The sequence below is a fragment of the Pseudomonas sp. GW823-FHT06E10 genome, from assembly GCF_058794995.1.
Map to the genome: position 1 here is coordinate 302,719 of NZ_JBXAHJ010000001.1, position 16,584 is coordinate 319,302.

The window sequence follows — 16,584 nt, forward strand, 5'->3', positions numbered from 1 at the left end:
ATGACTGCAAACGCGGCTGGTTGAAGTGCTAACCAACTGACCTTGGCCAATCAAAAACCTCCCATGGCCCAGGCAAAAAAAAGGCGCCCCACCGGGGCGCCATTCTCTTGAACTCAACGGGCGATGTTACTTGCGCTTCATCGACAGGAAGAATTCGTCGTTGGTCTTGGTCGTTTTCAGCTTGTCGACCAGGAACTCGATGGCAGCAATTTCATCCATCGGGTGCAGCAGTTTGCGCAGAATCCACATGCGCTGCAGCTCGTCGTCGGCGGTCAGCAACTCTTCGCGGCGGGTGCCGGAACGGTTGATGTTGATGGCCGGGAACACGCGTTTTTCAGCGATGCGGCGATCCAGAGGCAGCTCCATGTTGCCGGTGCCTTTGAATTCCTCGTAGATCACTTCGTCCATCTTCGAACCGGTTTCAACCAGCGCGGTGGCGATGATGGTCAGCGAGCCGCCTTCTTCGATGTTCCGCGCGGCACCGAAGAAACGCTTCGGTTTCTCCAGGGCGTGGGCATCGACACCACCGGTCAGTACCTTGCCGGAGCTCGGGATCACGGTGTTGTAGGCGCGCGCCAGACGAGTGATGGAGTCGAGCAGGATCACCACGTCTTTCTTGTGCTCGACCAGGCGCTTGGCCTTCTCGATCACCATTTCGGCAACCTGCACGTGACGGGTTGGCGGCTCGTCGAACGTCGAGGCAACCACTTCACCGCGCACGGTGCGCTGCATTTCGGTTACTTCTTCCGGACGTTCGTCGATCAGCAGCACGATCAGGTGAACTTCAGGGTTGTTACGCGCGATGTTCGCGGCAATGTTCTGCAGCATGATCGTCTTGCCGGCTTTCGGCGGTGCAACGATCAGACCGCGCTGGCCTTTACCGATCGGGGCGCACAGGTCGATGACACGACCGGTCAAGTCTTCGGTGGAACCGTTACCGGCTTCCATCTTCATGCGCACGGTCGGGAACAGCGGGGTCAGGTTCTCGAAGAGAATCTTGTTCTTCGCGTTTTCCGGACGGTCGAAGTTGATCGTGTCGACCTTGAGCAGCGCGAAATAACGCTCGCCTTCCTTTGGAGGGCGGATCTTGCCAACGATGGTGTCACCGGTGCGCAAGTTGAAACGACGGATCTGGCTCGGCGAGACGTAGATATCGTCCGGACCTGCGAGATAGGAAGCGTCAGCGGAGCGCAGGAAGCCGAAGCCGTCCTGGAGAATCTCCAGCACGCCATCACCGGAGATTTCCTCACCGCTTTTCGCGTGCTTCTTGAGCAGGGAGAAAATCACGTCCTGCTTGCGCGAACGGGCCATATTTTCTATGCCCATCTGTTCGGCCAATTCGAGCAGTTCGGTAATCGGCTTTTGCTTGAGTTCAGTCAGATTCATATAGGAATGACGTAATCATTTATGGAGGGGGGAAATTAAGCTTTTGGCTTAATGAGGCCGCGCCGCAGAGAAGGCGACAGGATCGCGTACTTATTCGAAAAGGAGTGCGTCGGCGACGGCTAGCAGGGGGCAATGGAGAAACCAGTGCGGGGCCGAATGTACCACCTGAGTTTAGGAGCGTCTAGCCCTGAATACGCAAAAAGCCCCGCTATTTGCGGGGCTTTTTCAGGACACTTTGCAACGACGCTTAGATGTTGGCGTCGAGGAAGGCAGCCAGTTGCGACTTCGACAGTGCGCCGACCTTGGTCGCTTCAACGTTGCCGTTCTTGAACAGCATCAGGGTCGGGATACCGCGCACGCCATGCTTGGCCGGGGTTTCCTGGTTTTCGTCGATGTTCAGCTTGGCAACGGTCAGCTTGCCTTTGTAAGTCTCGGCAATTTCGTCCAGAACCGGAGCGATCATTTTGCAAGGGCCGCACCATTCAGCCCAGTAGTCGACCAGTACAGCGCCTTCGGCCTTGAGTACGTCGGCCTCGAAGCTAGCGTCGCTAACGTGTTTGATAAGATCGCTGCTCATGGAATTCTCCAGGTTGTAAGCAAAAAAACGTGGCCCATCATAGCGGTCCTTCCCTCGTTCAGGAAGGTGCAGATGATTGAGTCTCGCTATGGTGATCCATGAGTTTGGGTATAGCTCAGGTCATGAAGTGGCGGGAGCGATGAACACGATTCCGGTGCGCAACGCGGCGTTACGTACGTGCTCTTGCATGGCCTTTTGCGCGGCGCCAGACGCTCGGCGAGCCAGCGCACGAAGGATTTTGCGGTGTTCCTGCCAGGTTTCCATGGCCCGCTCGACCCGGATGAACGGTAGCTTCTGGCTTTCCAGGAAGATGTCGGCGCTGGCGGTCAGGATGCTCAGCATCGCCTGATTGCCGCTGGCCAGCAGGATGCGGCGGTGGAATTCGAAATCCAGGCGGGCCGCGGCTTCGAAGTCGCCGGACTTCAGCTCATTGCGCATGGCGGCGACATTGTCTTCCAGCGCATCGAGTTCGTCGGTGCTCAAGGTTACGGCCGCCAACCCCGCAGCAAAACCTTCCAGCGCATAGCGCAACTGAAAGATATCCAACGGCGAAGCCTGCGTCGCGAACGGCCAGCCTGGCGCCGCATCGCCCCGCGGTAGCTCCATGGGCGATTGCACGAATACGCCTTTGCCCGGCTGGATACTGATGACCCCCAGCGCACTCAGCGATGACAACGCCTCGCGCAACGACGCCCGACTGACTCCCAATTGCACCGCCAGGTCCCGTTGCGAGGGCAAGGCATCCCCCGGCCCGAAGCCCTGTTCGGTAATCAGTTTGCGGATGGCTTGCAGCGCCACTTCAGGTACGGCGCGGGAGATCGAGTTCATGGTTTTCCAGACGAACCAGGCCAATGTGCGCTCAGTTGTAAAGCTATTCGCGACGTCCGGCAAGTCGTGCCCCATGGGGGTTCGGAGATTTTCACGGCTGCGCCATCGGGGTGCGAAAAGCAACCTGACTGTTCAGACCAGTAAGACCGTGCGACGCCAGTAAAACCGTGCCCTGGCGCCCTCAAAACCCCATGTTGGCATGGCCCATGCTCTGTCGATCCGCAGAAATCACTTCTTGCCGATCCGGAGATTTGCCATGACCCAGCGTTACAGCGCCCTCCTCGCAGCCTTGTTCGCCAGCCTGATGCTGAGCCAGGCACCCGCCCACGCCGATGGTCTGGAGGATGTGGTCAAGCGCGGCGTCCTCAAGGTGGCCGTGCCCCAGGACTTCCCGCCATTCGGCTCGGTCGGCCCGGACATGAAACCCCGCGGCCTCGATATCGACACCGCGAAACTGCTGGCCGACCAGCTCAAGGTCAAACTCGAACTGACGCCGGTCAACAGCACCAACCGCATCCCGTTCCTCACCACCGGCAAGGTCGACCTGGTGATCTCCAGCCTCGGCAAGAACCCGGAGCGCGAAAAAGTCATCGACTTCTCCCGCGCCTACGCGCCGTTCTACCTTGCCGTGTTCGGTCCGCCAGACGCCGACATCAAGGGCCTGGACGATCTCAAGGGCAAGACCATCAGCGTCACCCGTGGTGCCATCGAAGATATCGAGCTGACCAAGGTCGCCCCCGAAGGCGTGACCATCAAGCGTTTCGAAGACAACAACTCGACCATTGCCGCGTACCTGGCCGGGCAAGTCGACCTGATCGCCAGCGGCAACGTGGTGATGGTCGCCATCAGCGAGAAGAGCCCGAAACGCGTGCCGGCGCTGAAAGTGAAGCTCAAGGACTCACCGGTCTACGTCGGCGTGAACAAGAACGAGTCGGCGCTGCTGGACAAGGTCAACCAGATTCTTGTGACCGCCAAGAGCGACGGCGCGCTGGAAAAGAACGCCCTGACCTGGCTGAAAGAACCGCTGCCGGCCGATCTCTGATTCGGCGCGCTGGAGACGTTTTATGGCTTATCAGTTCGATTTCCTGCCGGTGGTGAACAACACCGATCTGTTGCTGCGCGGTGCGTTGTTCACCCTTGAGCTGACCGCCATCGGCGCTGTGCTCGGCGTGGGGCTGGGCATCGTCGGGGCGCTGGTGCGGGCGTGGAACATCCGGCCTTTCGCGGGGATTTTCGCGGTCTACGTCGAGTTGATCCGCAACACGCCATTTCTGGTGCAGTTGTTTTTCATCTTCTTCGGCTTGCCGTCCCTGGGCGTGCAGATTTCCGAATGGCAGGCGGCGGTGCTGGCGATGGTCATCAACCTCGGCGCCTATTCCACCGAGATCATCCGCGCCGGCATCCAGTCGATCCACCGGGGTCAGCTGGAAGCCGCAGCGGCACTGGCGATGACGCGCTTCGAAGCGTTCCGTCATGTGGTGCTGCTGCCGGCACTGGGCAAAGTCTGGCCGGCCCTGAGCAGCCAGATCATCATCGTGATGCTCGGCTCGGCGGTGTGCTCGCAAATCGCGACGGAGGAGCTGAGCTTCGCCGCCAACTTCATTCAGTCGCGCAACTTCCGCGCCTTTGAAACCTACGCCCTGACCACACTGCTGTACCTGTGCATGGCGCTGCTGATCCGTCAGTTGCTGAACTGGCTTGGCCACCGCTTCATCGCAAGGAGCAGCCGATGAGCGACTTCACTTTCTGGGACATCGTGCGCAACCTGCTCACGGGCCTGCAATGGACGCTGGCGCTGTCGCTGGTGGCGTTCATTGGCGGCGGACTGATTGGCTTACTGATCATGGTCATGCGCATCTCGAAAAAATCCTTGCCGCGCAGTTTCGCCCGCACTTACATCGAACTGTTTCAGGGCACACCGCTATTGATGCAGCTGTTCCTGGTGTTTTTCGGCGTGGCGTTGGCCGGGATCGAGATTTCGCCGTGGATGGCCGCGGCGATTGCACTGACGTTGTTCACCAGTGCTTATCTGGCGGAGATCTGGCGCGGTTGCGTCGATTCGATTCCCAACGGTCAGTGGGAAGCCTCATCGAGCCTGGCGCTGAACCCGCTGGAACAATTGCGCTATGTGATCCTGCCCCAGGCCCTGCGCATCGCCGTGGCGCCGACAGTGGGGTTTTCGGTGCAAGTGGTCAAAGGCACCGCCGTCACCTCGATCATCGGCTTCACCGAGCTGACCAAGACCGGCGGCATGCTCGCCAACGCCACCTTCGAACCGTTCATGGTCTACGGCCTCGTCGCCCTCGGCTACTTCCTGCTCTGCTACCCCTTGTCGCTCAGTGCGCGATACCTGGAAAGGAGACTGCATGCCTCTGCTTAGAATTTCCGCCCTGCATAAATACTATGGCGATCACCATGTGCTCAAAGGCATCGACCTGAGCATCGAGGAAGGCCAGGTGGTGGCGATCATCGGCCGTAGTGGCTCGGGCAAGTCCACTTTGCTGCGCACCCTCAACGGCCTGGAGTCAATCAATGACGGTGTGATCGAAGTCGACGGCGAGTACCTCGACGCCGCCCGCGCCGACCTGCGCAGCCTGCGGCAGAAAGTCGGCATGGTGTTCCAACAGTTCAATCTGTTCCCGCACCTGACCGTGGGCGAAAACGTCATGCTCGCGCCGCAAGTGGTGCAAAAAGTGCCGAAAGCCAAGGCCGCCGAACTGGCGCGGCAGATGCTGGAAAGGGTCGGACTGGGGGAAAAGTTCGATGCCTTCCCTGATCGGCTGTCGGGCGGGCAGCAACAGCGGGTAGCGATTGCCCGGGCACTGGCGATGTCGCCGAAGGTTTTGCTATGTGACGAAATCACCTCGGCACTGGACCCGGAACTGGTCAACGAAGTGTTGAGCGTGGTCCGGCAACTGGCCAGGGAAGGCATGACGCTGATCATGGTCACCCACGAAATGCGCTTCGCCCGGGAGGTTGGGGATAAGTTGGTGTTCATGCACCAGGGCAAGGTACATGAGGTTGGGGATCCGAAGATTCTGTTCGCGAATCCGCAGACGGCGGAGCTGGCGAATTTCATCGGGACGGTTGAGGCTGTGGGCTGACAGAGCTTCAGCACCAGCGAGACCGTCATCGCGAGCAAGCTCGCTCCCACAGAGGGCCTGCGTCGGTCGCGGGATTAGAGACACCCTGGAACCCTGTGGGAGCGAGCTTGCTCGCGATTGACCGCGAAGCGGTCACCGGTTTTCATGCACTGGATCAAGGCTTTGAACACTGCGCGTTGGCGCCAGCCTTTGATCGTGGCACGATGTCGAGGTTATCGACCGAGACCTCTGACCATGCCGCAATCCAAAGCCAAGAATCTGTCCCTGATCGCCGCAATCGACCTGGGCTCCAACAGTTTTCACATGGTCGTGGCCAAGGCCCAGAACGGCGAGATCCGTATTCTCGAGCGTCTCGGGGAGAAGGTTCAGCTGGCCGCCGGCATCGACGAAGAGCGCCACCTCAATGAAGAATCGATGCAACGCGGGCTCGATTGCCTCAAGCGTTTCGCCCAACTGATCAGCGGTATGCCCACCGGCGCCGTGCGAATCGTGGGCACCAACGCCTTGCGTGAAGCCCGCAACCGTGCCGAATTCATCCGTCGCGCCGAAGAAATTCTCGGCCACCCGGTGGAAGTCATTTCCGGTCGTGAAGAAGCGCGCCTGATCTATCTCGGCGTGTCCCACACCCTCGCCGACACCCCGGGTAAGCGCCTGGTGGCCGACATCGGTGGCGGCAGTACCGAGTTCATCATTGGCCAGCGCTTCGAACCGCTGCTGCGCGAAAGCCTGCAGATGGGTTGCGTCAGCTACACCCAGCGCTATTTCAAGGACGGCAAGATCACCCCGGCCCGTTACGCCCAGGCGTACACGGCAGCACGGCTGGAGATCATGAGCATCGAGCATGCCCTGCATCGCCTGACCTGGGATGAAGCCATCGGCTCCTCGGGCACCATCCGCGCCATCGGCCTGGCGCTGAAGGCTGGCGGCTACGGCACCGGCGAGGTCAACGCCGAGGGCCTGGCCTGGCTCAAGCGCAAACTGATCAAGCTGGGCGACGTCGAAAAAATCGATTTCGAAGGTATCAAGCCGGATCGCCGGGCGATTTTCCCGGCCGGCCTGGCGATCCTCGAAGCGATCTTCGACTCCCTGGAACTGCAACGCATGGATCACTGCGAAGGCGCCCTTCGCGAAGGCGTGCTCTATGACCTGCTGGGCCGCCATCATCACGAAGACGTGCGCGAACGCACCCTCACTTCGCTGATGGAGCGCTACCACGTCGACCAGGAACAGGCGGTACGGGTCGAGCGCAAGGCGCTGCATGCGTTCGATCAGGTGGCCGAGGACTGGGATCTGGAAGACGGCGTCTGGCGCGAACTGCTCGGCTGGGCGGCCAAGGTCCATGAGGTGGGCCTGGACATCGCTCACTACCAGTACCACAAGCACGGCGCCTACCTGATCGAGCACTCGGACCTCGCCGGGTTCTCCCGCGAAGACCAGTTGATGCTCGCGCTGTTGGTACGCGGCCACCGACGCAACATTCCCAAGGACAAGTTCGCCGATTTCGGCGATGACGGCATCAAGCTGATTCGCCTGTGCGTACTGCTGCGCTTTGCGATCCTGTTCCACCACATCCGTGGCACCCAGCAAATGCCCCAGGTGGAACTGAATGCCAATGGCAATAGCCTGGAAGTGGTGTTCCCGGAGAACTGGCTGGACGAAAACCAGCTGACCCAGGCCGACTTCGCCATCGAGGCGGAATGGCTGACTCGCGTAGATATCGTGCTGAACGCTCGCTAAAGCACCGTCCCCCTGTAGGAGCGAGCTCGCTCGCGAAAAACTGGCAGGCGACGCTTTTTTCCAGGCAGCACGCGTCATCGTTCGCGTCCATCGCGAGCGAGCTCGCTCCTACAGGGATCGGCGGTGTAAACAAAAATGGCGATCCGCAGGGATCGCCATTTTTTATACCTCGCCTGCGTTACCGGACGGCCAGGATCGGACTGCCCAAACGCTCCAGCAATGTCGCCTGGGCGCTGCGCGGGTTCTGGTTGCCGGTCGGAGTGTTACGGATGTAACGGCCGTCCGACTGCAGGCTCCAACTGTGGGTGTTATCGGTCAGATACAACTCCAGCTCTTTCTTGACCCGCATGATCAGCTTCTTGCCCTCCACCGGGAAGCAAGTCTCGACGCGCTTGTCGAGGTTGCGCTCCATCCAGTCGGCACTGGACAGGAACATCTGCTCGTCGCCACCGTTGAGGAAATAGAAGACCCGGGTGTGTTCCAGGAAGCGACCGATGATCGAACGCACGTGGATGTTGTGGGAAACCCCGGCGATGCCCGGTCGCAGGCAGCACATGCCACGCACCACCAGATCGATACGCACGCCCGACTGGCTGGCCTTGTACAGTGCGCGGATGATCTTCGGATCGGTCAGCGAGTTGAACTTGGCAATGATGTGCGCCGGCTTGCCGTCGAGGGCGAACTGGGTTTCGCGGGCAATCATGTCGAGCATGCCCTTTTTCAGGGTAAACGGCGCGTGCAGCAGTTTTTTCATGCGCAGCGTCTTACCCATGCCGATCAACTGACTGAACAGTTTGCCGACGTCTTCGCACAAGGCGTCGTCGGAGGTCAGCAGGCTGTAGTCGGTATACAGGCGGGCGTTGCCGGCGTGGTAGTTACCCGTACCGAGGTGCGCATAACGCACGATTTCACCCGCTTCGCGCCGCAAAATCAGCATCATCTTGGCGTGGGTCTTGAAGCCGACCACACCATAGATCACCACCGCACCGGCCGCTTGCAGACGGCTGGCCAGTTGCAGGTTGGACTCTTCGTCGAACCGTGCGCGCAGTTCGATCACCGCGGTGACCTCTTTGCCGTTACGCGCCGCATCCACCAGCGCATCGACGATTTCCGAGTTCGCGCCGGAGCGGTACAGGGTCTGGCGCACAGCCAGCACGTGCGGGTCCTTGGCGGCCTGGCGCAGCAGGTCGACCACCGGAGTGAACGACTCAAACGGGTGCAGCAACAGGATGTCCTGCTTGCTGATCACGCTGAAAATGTTCTCGCTGTTCTGCAGCAGTTTTGGAATCTGCGGGGTGAACGGCAGGTATTGCAGCTCGCGCTGGCTGTCCAGGCCGGTAATGCTGAACAGCCGCGTCAGGTTCACCGGACCGTTGACCTGATACAACTCCGTCTCGCTCAGGTTGAATTGCTTGAGCAGGTAGTCGGACAGGTGTTTCGGGCAGGTGTCGGCCACTTCCAGACGCACCGCATCGCCATAGCGACGGGAGAACAGTTCGCCGCGCAAGGCACGGGCCAGGTCTTCGACGTCTTCGGAGTCCAGCGCCAGGTCGGCGTTACGGGTCAGGCGGAACTGGTAGCAGCCCTTGACCTTCATCCCCTGGAACAGGTCATCGGCGTGGGCGTGGATCATCGACGACAGGAAGACATAGTTGTCGCCGGCGCCGCCGACTTCTTCCGGCACCTTGATGATGCGCGGCAACAGGCGTGGCGCCGGGATGATCGCCAGACCGGAATCGCGGCCAAAGGCGTCGATGCCTTCGAGCTCGACGATGAAGTTCAGGCTTTTGTTCACCAGCAACGGGAACGGGTGCGTCGGGTCTAGGCCGATCGGAGTGATGATCGGCGCGATCTCGTCACGGAAATAGCGACGGACCCAGGTCTTGAGCTTGGCCGTCCAGTTACGGCGACGGATGAAGCGGACCTGATGCTTTTCCAGTTCCGGCAACAGGATGTCGTTGAGGATCGCGTACTGGCGATCGACGTGACCATGGACCAGCTCGCTGATGCGGGCCAGGGCCTGATGCGGTTGCAGACCATCGGCGCCGGCCTGTTCACGGGCGAAGGTGATCTGCTTCTTGAGGCCGGCGACACGAATTTCGAAGAACTCGTCCAGGTTGCTGGAGAAGATCAACAGAAACTTCAGCCGCTCCAGCAATGGATAGGACTCGTCCAGCGCCTGCTCCAGCACGCGGATGTTGAACTGCAGTTGCGAGAGCTCGCGGTGGATGTACAGGCTGCTGTCATCCAGGCCGGGAATGGCCAGCACTGGCGCCGGCGCTGTCACGGCGGTTTCGACGACCGCCGCGGGCGGAGCTGGCTCCAGCTCCGGCGGGGTCTCGTCGACTTGCTCCACCACAGGTTGAGCGTCTTTTACGGCAACTTCAGTGAGCACTTCGGTATTCATCGAATGTTCCTGGGAGGGCTATTTTTGCTCTCGTAACAATTGAGCGGCACGAACGGCGAAATACGTCAGGATGCCATCAGCCCCTGCACGTTTGAAAGCGGTCAGGGACTCGAGGATAACCCCTTCGCTCAACCAGCCATTCTGGATCGCCGCCATGTGCATGGCGTATTCGCCGCTGACTTGATAAACAAAAGTCGGCACTTTGAATTCTTCTTTTACCCGGCACAGGATGTCCAGGTACGGCATGCCTGGCTTGACCATGACCATGTCTGCACCTTCTGACAAGTCCGCCGCCACTTCGTGCAGGGCTTCGTTGCTGTTGGCCGGGTCCATCTGATAGGAGGCCTTGTTGGCCTTGCCCAGATTCAGCGCCGAACCGACCGCATCACGGAACGGGCCGTAATAGGCACTGGCGTACTTGGCCGAGTAGGCCATGATCCGCACGTTGACGTGACCGGCCACTTCGAGAGCTTCGCGGATCGCCTGGATGCGACCGTCCATCATGTCCGATGGGGCCACGACCTGAGCGCCGGCTTCAGCGTGGGACAGGGCTTGCCTGACCAGTGCGTCGACGGTGATGTCGTTCTGCACGTAGCCTTCTTCATCAAGAATGCCGTCCTGACCATGGGTAGTGAATGGGTCCAGGGCAACGTCGGTGATCACGCCCAGCTCCGGGAATTGCGCACGCAGCGCACGGGTCGCGCGTTGGGCGATGCCTTCGGGGTTCCACGCCTCGGCGGCGTCCAGCGACTTGAGTTGCGCTGGTGTCACCGGGAACAGCGCCAGCGCCGGAATCCCCAACTCGACCCACTTGGCCGCTTCTTCCAGCAACAGGTCGATGGTCAGGCGTTCGACGCCCGGCATCGAAGCCACCGCTTCGCGACGGTTTTCACCGTCCAGAACGAACACCGGCAGGATCAGGTCATCGACGGTCAGGACGTTTTCACGGACCAGACGACGCGAGAAGTCGTCACGACGATTGCGGCGCAGGCGGGTTGCTGGGAACAAACGGTTGGCGGGGGTAAAGCTCACGGCAGACTCCTGAGCCCGCAGGCGTGCGAGCGTGACAGTTATAAGCGGCCATTATGACGAACGTATTACAGTTGTGTGCACCCCTGTGACAGGTAGCCGCATTCCATTGTCGTTGTAGGAAATGTTCACGTCGAGACACATTTGGACACTTTCCTGAATGTGTCCGAAGGGTTAGGCTGCGCGTTCATTTCGCCAGCACCCAGACAATGCTCCAACAATTTCTGCATGACTTCGGCTATTTTGCCCTTTTTCTAGGCACGTTCTTCGAAGGCGAAACCATCCTGGTACTCGCGGGCTTCCTCGCGTTCCGTGGATACATGGACATCAACCTGGTGGTGGTCGTGGCCTTCTTCGGCAGCTATGCCGGCGACCAACTGTGGTATTTCCTGGGACGCAAACACGGCCGCAAACTGCTGGCGCGCAAACCCCGCTGGCAGATGATGGGTGACCGGGCGCTGGAACACATTCGCAAACATCCGGACATCTGGGTATTGAGCTTCCGCTTCGTCTACGGTTTGCGCACGGTCATGCCGGTGGCCATCGGGCTGTCGGGCTATCCGCCGGGCCGTTACCTGCTGCTCAACGGCATTGGCGCAGCGATCTGGGCCACAGCCCTGGCGGCCGCCGCGTACCATTTCGGCGCGGTGCTCGAAGGCATGCTCGGCAGTGTGAAGAAGTATGAACTCTGGGTGCTCGGTGCGCTGCTGGTCCTGGGCTTCGTGCTGTGGCTGCGTCGGCGCTTCAAGAATGCCCGCCTGGCCAAGCAGGTCTACGCCGACGAACAAGCCTTGAAGGCCGAACGAACCAAAGCCGAAGGCCCTACGACGCCAGCCGAGTGATGCGGTTTCTGCAACAGTAAAGACCGATGCCGCTCAACAGACTGTAACTGAACAGGCCGACCCAGCCCACGGCGCTGGCCGGCCACAGCCCCACCATCGGGGCCAGCCATACCAATGGCAGATTCGACGCCAGCCGCAGCAGCTCCAGCTTCAACGCCCACGGGCGATTCTCCAGAGCCACGCCCAGCACAAACAGACCGAACGCCACCGCTCCCCAGCCCAACACCAGGGCGACGACGGGCAGCTTCGGTTCAAGATTCATCAAGTAACTGCCCAGCGCGATATAGACGCAGAACTGCAGGAGGACGTAGAGCTGCTGACGCCCGTCCAGCGCCACCTCGAATTTGCGAAACTGGCTCAGGTCCGGCTTGTTCATCGGGTATCTGGCAGCCACCTCCGCCGGGCGCCAGCCGGTGCGCATGAACCAGATCCGCAGCTTGTCCCAGGTGCTTTCGGCACGACGCGCATCTGCCCACAACTGCGCGTAGAACTGCAGGTTCGCCCACACGGGGTTCCAGCTCGCCAGTGGCGTGGTCACGCCGAAGATCACCGGCTCGTTGTCGTCTTCTTCCTGGAACGAGCCGAACAGACGGTCCCAAATAATGAACACGCCGCCGTAGTTGCGATCCATGTAGAGAGCGTTCTGTGCATGGTGAGCCCGATGATTGGACGGCGTGACAAAGAACCATTCGAACCAGCCAAGCTTGGGAATGTGCCGCGTGTGCACCCAGAACTGGTACAGCAGGTTCAGCGCCGCGACGCTGACGAACACCAGCAGCGGCACGCCGGACACCGCCATCGGCAGATAGAAGATCCAGCCCAGCAGGAAGCCGGTACTGGTCTGGCGCAAGGCCGTGGACAGGTTGTAGTCCTCGCTCTGGTGATGCACCGAATGGGCGGCCCAGAGGATGTTGCGCTCGTGACCCATGCGATGCAGCCAGTAGTAGCAGAAATCGTAGAAGACAAAGGCAAACACCCAGGTCCAGATGCTGTCGGCCGACAACTCGAACAACGCCAAGTGCTTGAGGGCAAAGGCGTAGGTCACCAGCCCCACACCCTTGGTCAACAGACCCGTGGTGGTCGACAGCACGCCGGTGCTGATGCTGTTGATCGCGTCTGCCACCCGATAATTGCTCACCCCGCGCCAACGGTCGGCCAGCAGCTCGGCGGCGATCAGCACAAAGAAAAACGGCACCGCATACAGAATGAAGTCCATGACGCGCCCTGATCGGAATCTTGAGGACAGATGCTATGTGCAGCCGTGAATTAACCCTATGGCAACGCGGGACAAATTAGTGGACATTTAACGCCATGAATCTGGAGAAAAGCCCATGAGCAAAAAAGTTGCAGTGATCCTTTCCGGTTGTGGCGTGTACGACGGCGCCGAGCTCCACGAGAGCGTCATCACCCTGCTGCGCCTGGACCAGCGCGGGGCCCAGGTGCAGTGTTTCGCACCTGACATCGCGCAGTTGCATGTGATCAACCACCTGACCGGCGAAGAAATGCCCGAATCGCGCAACGTGCTGGTGGAGTCGGCGCGGATTGCCCGGGGCAACATCAAGGATATCCGAGACGCGAACGTCGATGAGTTCGATGCGCTGATCGTGCCCGGCGGCTTCGGCTCGGCCAAGAACCTGTCCAGCTTCGCCATCGAAGGCGCCGCCTGCACCGTTCAACCGGATGTGCTGGCACTGACCGAAGCCTTTGCCGAGGCCGGCAAACCGGTGGGGTTGATGTGCATCTCCCCTGCCCTGGCGGCAAAGATCTACGGCCCTGGCGTCACCTGCACCATAGGCAACGACACCGACACGGCAGCTGCGATGAACAAGATGGGCGCGACCCATACCGATTGCGCGGTCAGTGACATCGTCGAAGACAAGGCGCGCAAACTGGTGAGCACACCGGCTTACATGCTGGCGCAATCGATCAGTGAAGCGGCTTCAGGCATCAACAAACTGGTAGACCGGGTACTGGAACTGACCCACGAAAACGACGCCTGACACACTATAGGAGAGAGCTTGCTCGCGATGGATGTGAGAGCGCCGCGTTCATCCAGTCAGCACTCGTCATCGTTGACGTCCATCGCGAGCAAGCTCGCTCCTACAGTTTGCGCGTCAGACGAGTGAGAATCCGGTCCAGCGCATTGGCAAACGCCTGCTTCTCACGGTCGCCAAAGGGTGCCGGGCCACCGCCCATTTGCCCTTGTTCGCGCAAATCGGTGAACAGGTTGCGAACCGCCAGCCGCTCGCCCATGTTCTGCGCATCAAACTCCTTGCCCCGTGGGTCGAGCGCTGCCACGCCCTTCTTCACCAGACGATCGGCCAGTGGCACATCGCTGCAGATCACCAGCTCACCAGGCACCGCGTGTTCCACCAGGTAGTCATCGGCCGCATCCGGGCCGCTCGGCACCACGATCAGCTTGACCAGTGCCAGCCCCGGTTTGGTCTGCGGCTGCCCGGCCACCAGCACCACTTCGAACTGGCGCTTGAGAGCGAACTTCACCACCAGATCCTTGGCTGCCCGAGGACAGGCGTCGGCATCGATCCACACACGCATTGAATTTTCCTCTGTTGAAAAGCATCGCGGGCAAGCCACGCTCCCACAGGTTAACGCGAAACCTGTGGGAGCGTGGCTTGCCCGCGAAAGTGAGCGAAGCGAATGCCGTTTAAGAAACCTGCACCCGCTGCCTCTCAACCACCCGGCTACGACCGTACAACACGACAATCGAAATGATCGCCACAGCCTGGGCGCTCAACGAATAGGCATCGGCATGGATCCCCAGCCATTCAAAGTCAAAGAACGGCACCGGCCGCGTACCGAAGATCCCGGCTTCCTGCAGCGCTTTCACGCCATGCCCGGCAAACACCACCGACAAGGCGCACAAAAGACCGGCGTTGATGCTGAAGAACAACGCCAGCGGCAACTTCGCCGAACCGCGCAAAATCACCCAGGCCAGGCCGACCAGCAGCACCACCGCCGTGGCACCACCGGCCAGCACCGCGTTGTGCCCCGCGGGACCTGCCTGCAACCACAGGGTTTCGTAGAACAGGATCACTTCGAACAGTTCGCGATACACCGAGAAAAACGCCAGGGTCGCAAAACCGAAGCGCCCGCCACCGCCCACCAGGCTGGTCTTGATGTAATCCTGCCAGGCCGCGGCGTGACGACGGTCATGCATCCACACGCCCAGCCACAGCACCATGACGCTGGCAAACAGCGCCGTCGCACCTTCCAGCAATTCGCGTTGTGAACCACTGACATCAATCACATAGGCTGCCAGCGCCCAGGTGCCCAGCCCCGCCACAAACGCCAGGCCCCAGCCGACGTTAACGCTGCGCACCGCCGCCTGTTGATCCGTGTTACGCAGGAAAGCAAGGATCGCCGCCAGCACCAGAATCGCTTCCAGACCTTCGCGCAGCAGAATCAGCAGGCCGGAAATGTAACTCAGCGACCAGCTCAAACCCTCGTTGCCCAACAGGCCGGCCGATGCCTTCAACTTGTCCTTGGCCACGTCCAGGCGCTGCTCGACCTCGCTCACCAGCAAGCCGTCCTGCAACGACTGACGGTAGGCCATCAGGGATTTTTCAGTGTCTTTACGCACGTTGGCGTCAATGTTATCCAGCGAGCTCTCAACCAACTCGAAGCCTTCCAGATACGCCGCTACCGATAAGTCATAGGCCTGGTCATGCTCACCGGCACGATACGCCGCGATGCTCTTGTCCAAAGTGGCCGCGGTGTAGTCGAGCAGTTGCGCCGGACCACGCTTGACCTGCGGCGGTTGCGCTCGCTGGGCACGGAAGGTCGCGGCGGCTTGCAGGCCTTCGACAGCCTGTACTTCGGCCGGGGTCTGACGAGCGAGGTCGGCGATGTTGTAGGTCTTTTCAGCCTTGGCCGTCGCCGGGTCGACACTGAAGCTGGCGATATAGGTGGCCAGGTCCCAACGCTGACGATCATCCAGTTGATCGGCAAAGGCCGGCATGTCAGTCCCTTCGACCCCCAGGCCCAGGGTGCTGTAGACCGCGTAGAGGCTCAGTCGGTCCAGTCGTGTAGTATCACGCAGATTGGATGGCGGCGGCGTCATGCCGACACCTGCCGGGCCGTCGCCGGCCCCTGTATCGCCATGGCAGACCGAGCAATGCTGAGCGTACAGCGGCGCACCACGCACCGGGTCCGGCGTAATGACCGGGGCCTGGCTGACTTCATAGGCCACGGCCAGCTTCGCACCCAGTTGCCGGGCCTGGCGCGCGACGTCGGCACCGTCCTGATGGGCGTCAATGGAATTTCCCAGCGCGGCCAGGCTTTGCTCCAGAGCGGCTTTTTCCGGCTTGGCCGGCATGGCTGCAATCAGATTTCCCAGCGTCTTGACCGAGTCTTGCTGCGCGCGAAATCCGGCCTGGTCCGTGATGCTGCCCGCCTGCACCGTGTCCGGGTAATCCGCGCCGATGTAATCGAGCAAGTGCAGCGCCTGCGGCGCACCTTCGGCGGGAGCGGCCAGTAGCTGAAAACTGCACGCAGCCAACAGCGGCAGCAACAGCCAGGCCAGGAAACGGGAGGGGGCAATCATGAATGAATCTCAATTGGAAATACGAAGTTACATATTGTTAACGCCAGACGGGTTTCGCTCAAGCTTTGTTGATATCTCTTCGTAATTGCATCAGTTTCGAGAGCGGCTCC

15 protein-coding genes are annotated in these 16,584 nt (G+C 60.5%); 7 read left to right on the forward strand and 8 right to left on the reverse strand.

Translation table 11 applies throughout. From position 1 onward, the window contains the following. Nucleotides 1-126 precede the first annotated feature (126 nt). The 3 genes from rho to AC1Q6Y_RS01395 all read right to left on the reverse strand — a co-directional run bounded on the left by rho (nt 127) and on the right by AC1Q6Y_RS01395 (nt 2,791). Nucleotides 127-1,386 carry a transcription termination factor Rho gene (gene rho / locus AC1Q6Y_RS01385; protein WP_057712815.1) on the reverse strand — a complete coding sequence of 420 codons (1,260 nt, stop codon included), beginning with the start codon at nt 1,384-1,386 and terminating at the stop codon, nt 127-129. Nucleotides 1,387-1,633: 247 nt separating this feature from the next. Then, nucleotides 1,634-1,963 (reverse strand): thioredoxin TrxA, encoded by a 330-nt coding sequence (gene trxA, locus AC1Q6Y_RS01390; RefSeq protein ID WP_003206727.1) that lies wholly within the window; start codon nt 1,961-1,963, stop codon nt 1,634-1,636. Between the two features lie 120 nt (nt 1,964-2,083). Next, nucleotides 2,084-2,791: a FadR/GntR family transcriptional regulator gene (locus AC1Q6Y_RS01395; RefSeq protein ID WP_492623939.1), complete on the reverse strand. Its 708-nt coding sequence runs from the start codon at nt 2,789-2,791 to the stop codon at nt 2,084-2,086. A 256-nt stretch (nt 2,792-3,047) separates the two neighbouring features. On the opposite strand from AC1Q6Y_RS01395, the gene AC1Q6Y_RS01400 reads away from it, so the two are divergent. From AC1Q6Y_RS01400 to ppx, 5 genes are all read left to right on the forward strand, one after another. Next, the gene (locus AC1Q6Y_RS01400) at nt 3,048-3,833 is read left to right on the forward strand and encodes a transporter substrate-binding domain-containing protein (RefSeq protein ID WP_057712813.1); all 786 of its coding nucleotides are present in this window, start codon (nt 3,048-3,050) and stop codon (nt 3,831-3,833) included. Between the two features lie 22 nt (nt 3,834-3,855). Beyond that, on the forward strand, nt 3,856-4,524 hold the full coding sequence (locus tag AC1Q6Y_RS01405) for an amino acid ABC transporter permease (protein WP_150813731.1): 669 nt from the start codon (nt 3,856-3,858) through the stop codon (nt 4,522-4,524). Continuing rightward, nucleotides 4,521-5,171, forward strand: coding sequence for an amino acid ABC transporter permease (locus tag AC1Q6Y_RS01410; RefSeq protein WP_150701863.1), 651 nt, complete (start codon nt 4,521-4,523; stop codon nt 5,169-5,171). Before AC1Q6Y_RS01405 ends, AC1Q6Y_RS01410 begins: the two co-directional genes overlap by 4 nt. After that, nucleotides 5,158-5,895, forward strand: a complete 738-nt coding sequence (locus AC1Q6Y_RS01415) for an amino acid ABC transporter ATP-binding protein (RefSeq protein ID WP_090452085.1) — start codon at nt 5,158-5,160, stop codon at nt 5,893-5,895. The genes AC1Q6Y_RS01410 and AC1Q6Y_RS01415 overlap by 14 nt, the downstream gene beginning before the upstream one ends. A 234-nt stretch (nt 5,896-6,129) precedes the next feature. Continuing rightward, nucleotides 6,130-7,632 (forward strand): exopolyphosphatase, encoded by a 1,503-nt coding sequence (gene ppx / locus AC1Q6Y_RS01420; protein ID WP_492623940.1) that lies wholly within the window; start codon nt 6,130-6,132, stop codon nt 7,630-7,632. A gap of 178 nt (nt 7,633-7,810) precedes the next feature. Here ppx and ppk1 read toward each other — a convergent pair whose 3' ends face one another. Further along, on the reverse strand, nt 7,811-10,039 hold the full coding sequence (ppk1, locus tag AC1Q6Y_RS01425; RefSeq protein WP_057712808.1) for a polyphosphate kinase 1: 2,229 nt from the start codon (nt 10,037-10,039) through the stop codon (nt 7,811-7,813). 18 nt (nt 10,040-10,057) lie between these two features. Then, complete coding sequence (gene hemB, locus AC1Q6Y_RS01430; protein WP_160390859.1) at nt 10,058-11,071, reverse strand: porphobilinogen synthase; 1,014 nt, start codon at nt 11,069-11,071, stop codon at nt 10,058-10,060. A 206-nt stretch (nt 11,072-11,277) separates the two neighbouring features. Between hemB and AC1Q6Y_RS01435 the strand changes: the two genes are divergently transcribed. Then, nucleotides 11,278-11,910: a DedA family protein gene (locus AC1Q6Y_RS01435; RefSeq protein WP_057712806.1), complete on the forward strand. Its 633-nt coding sequence runs from the start codon at nt 11,278-11,280 to the stop codon at nt 11,908-11,910. Here AC1Q6Y_RS01435 and AC1Q6Y_RS01440 read toward each other — a convergent pair. Beyond that, the gene (locus AC1Q6Y_RS01440; RefSeq protein ID WP_492623941.1) at nt 11,891-13,126 is read right to left on the reverse strand and encodes a sterol desaturase family protein; all 1,236 of its coding nucleotides are present in this window, start codon (nt 13,124-13,126) and stop codon (nt 11,891-11,893) included. The genes AC1Q6Y_RS01435 and AC1Q6Y_RS01440 overlap by 20 nt on opposite strands. A 115-nt stretch (nt 13,127-13,241) precedes the next feature. Between AC1Q6Y_RS01440 and elbB the strand changes: the two genes are divergently transcribed. Further along, nucleotides 13,242-13,910: an isoprenoid biosynthesis glyoxalase ElbB gene (gene elbB, locus AC1Q6Y_RS01445; RefSeq protein WP_057712804.1), complete on the forward strand. Its 669-nt coding sequence runs from the start codon at nt 13,242-13,244 to the stop codon at nt 13,908-13,910. Nucleotides 13,911-14,010: 100 nt separating this feature from the next. On the opposite strand, the gene AC1Q6Y_RS01450 is transcribed toward elbB, so the two are convergent. Then, nucleotides 14,011-14,466 (reverse strand): YaiI/YqxD family protein, encoded by a 456-nt coding sequence (locus AC1Q6Y_RS01450; RefSeq protein WP_223500611.1) that lies wholly within the window; start codon nt 14,464-14,466, stop codon nt 14,011-14,013. A gap of 109 nt (nt 14,467-14,575) precedes the next feature. After that, nucleotides 14,576-16,474, reverse strand: coding sequence for an FTR1 family protein (locus AC1Q6Y_RS01455; RefSeq protein WP_492623942.1), 1,899 nt, complete (start codon nt 16,472-16,474; stop codon nt 14,576-14,578). Nucleotides 16,475-16,584 lie beyond the last annotated feature (110 nt).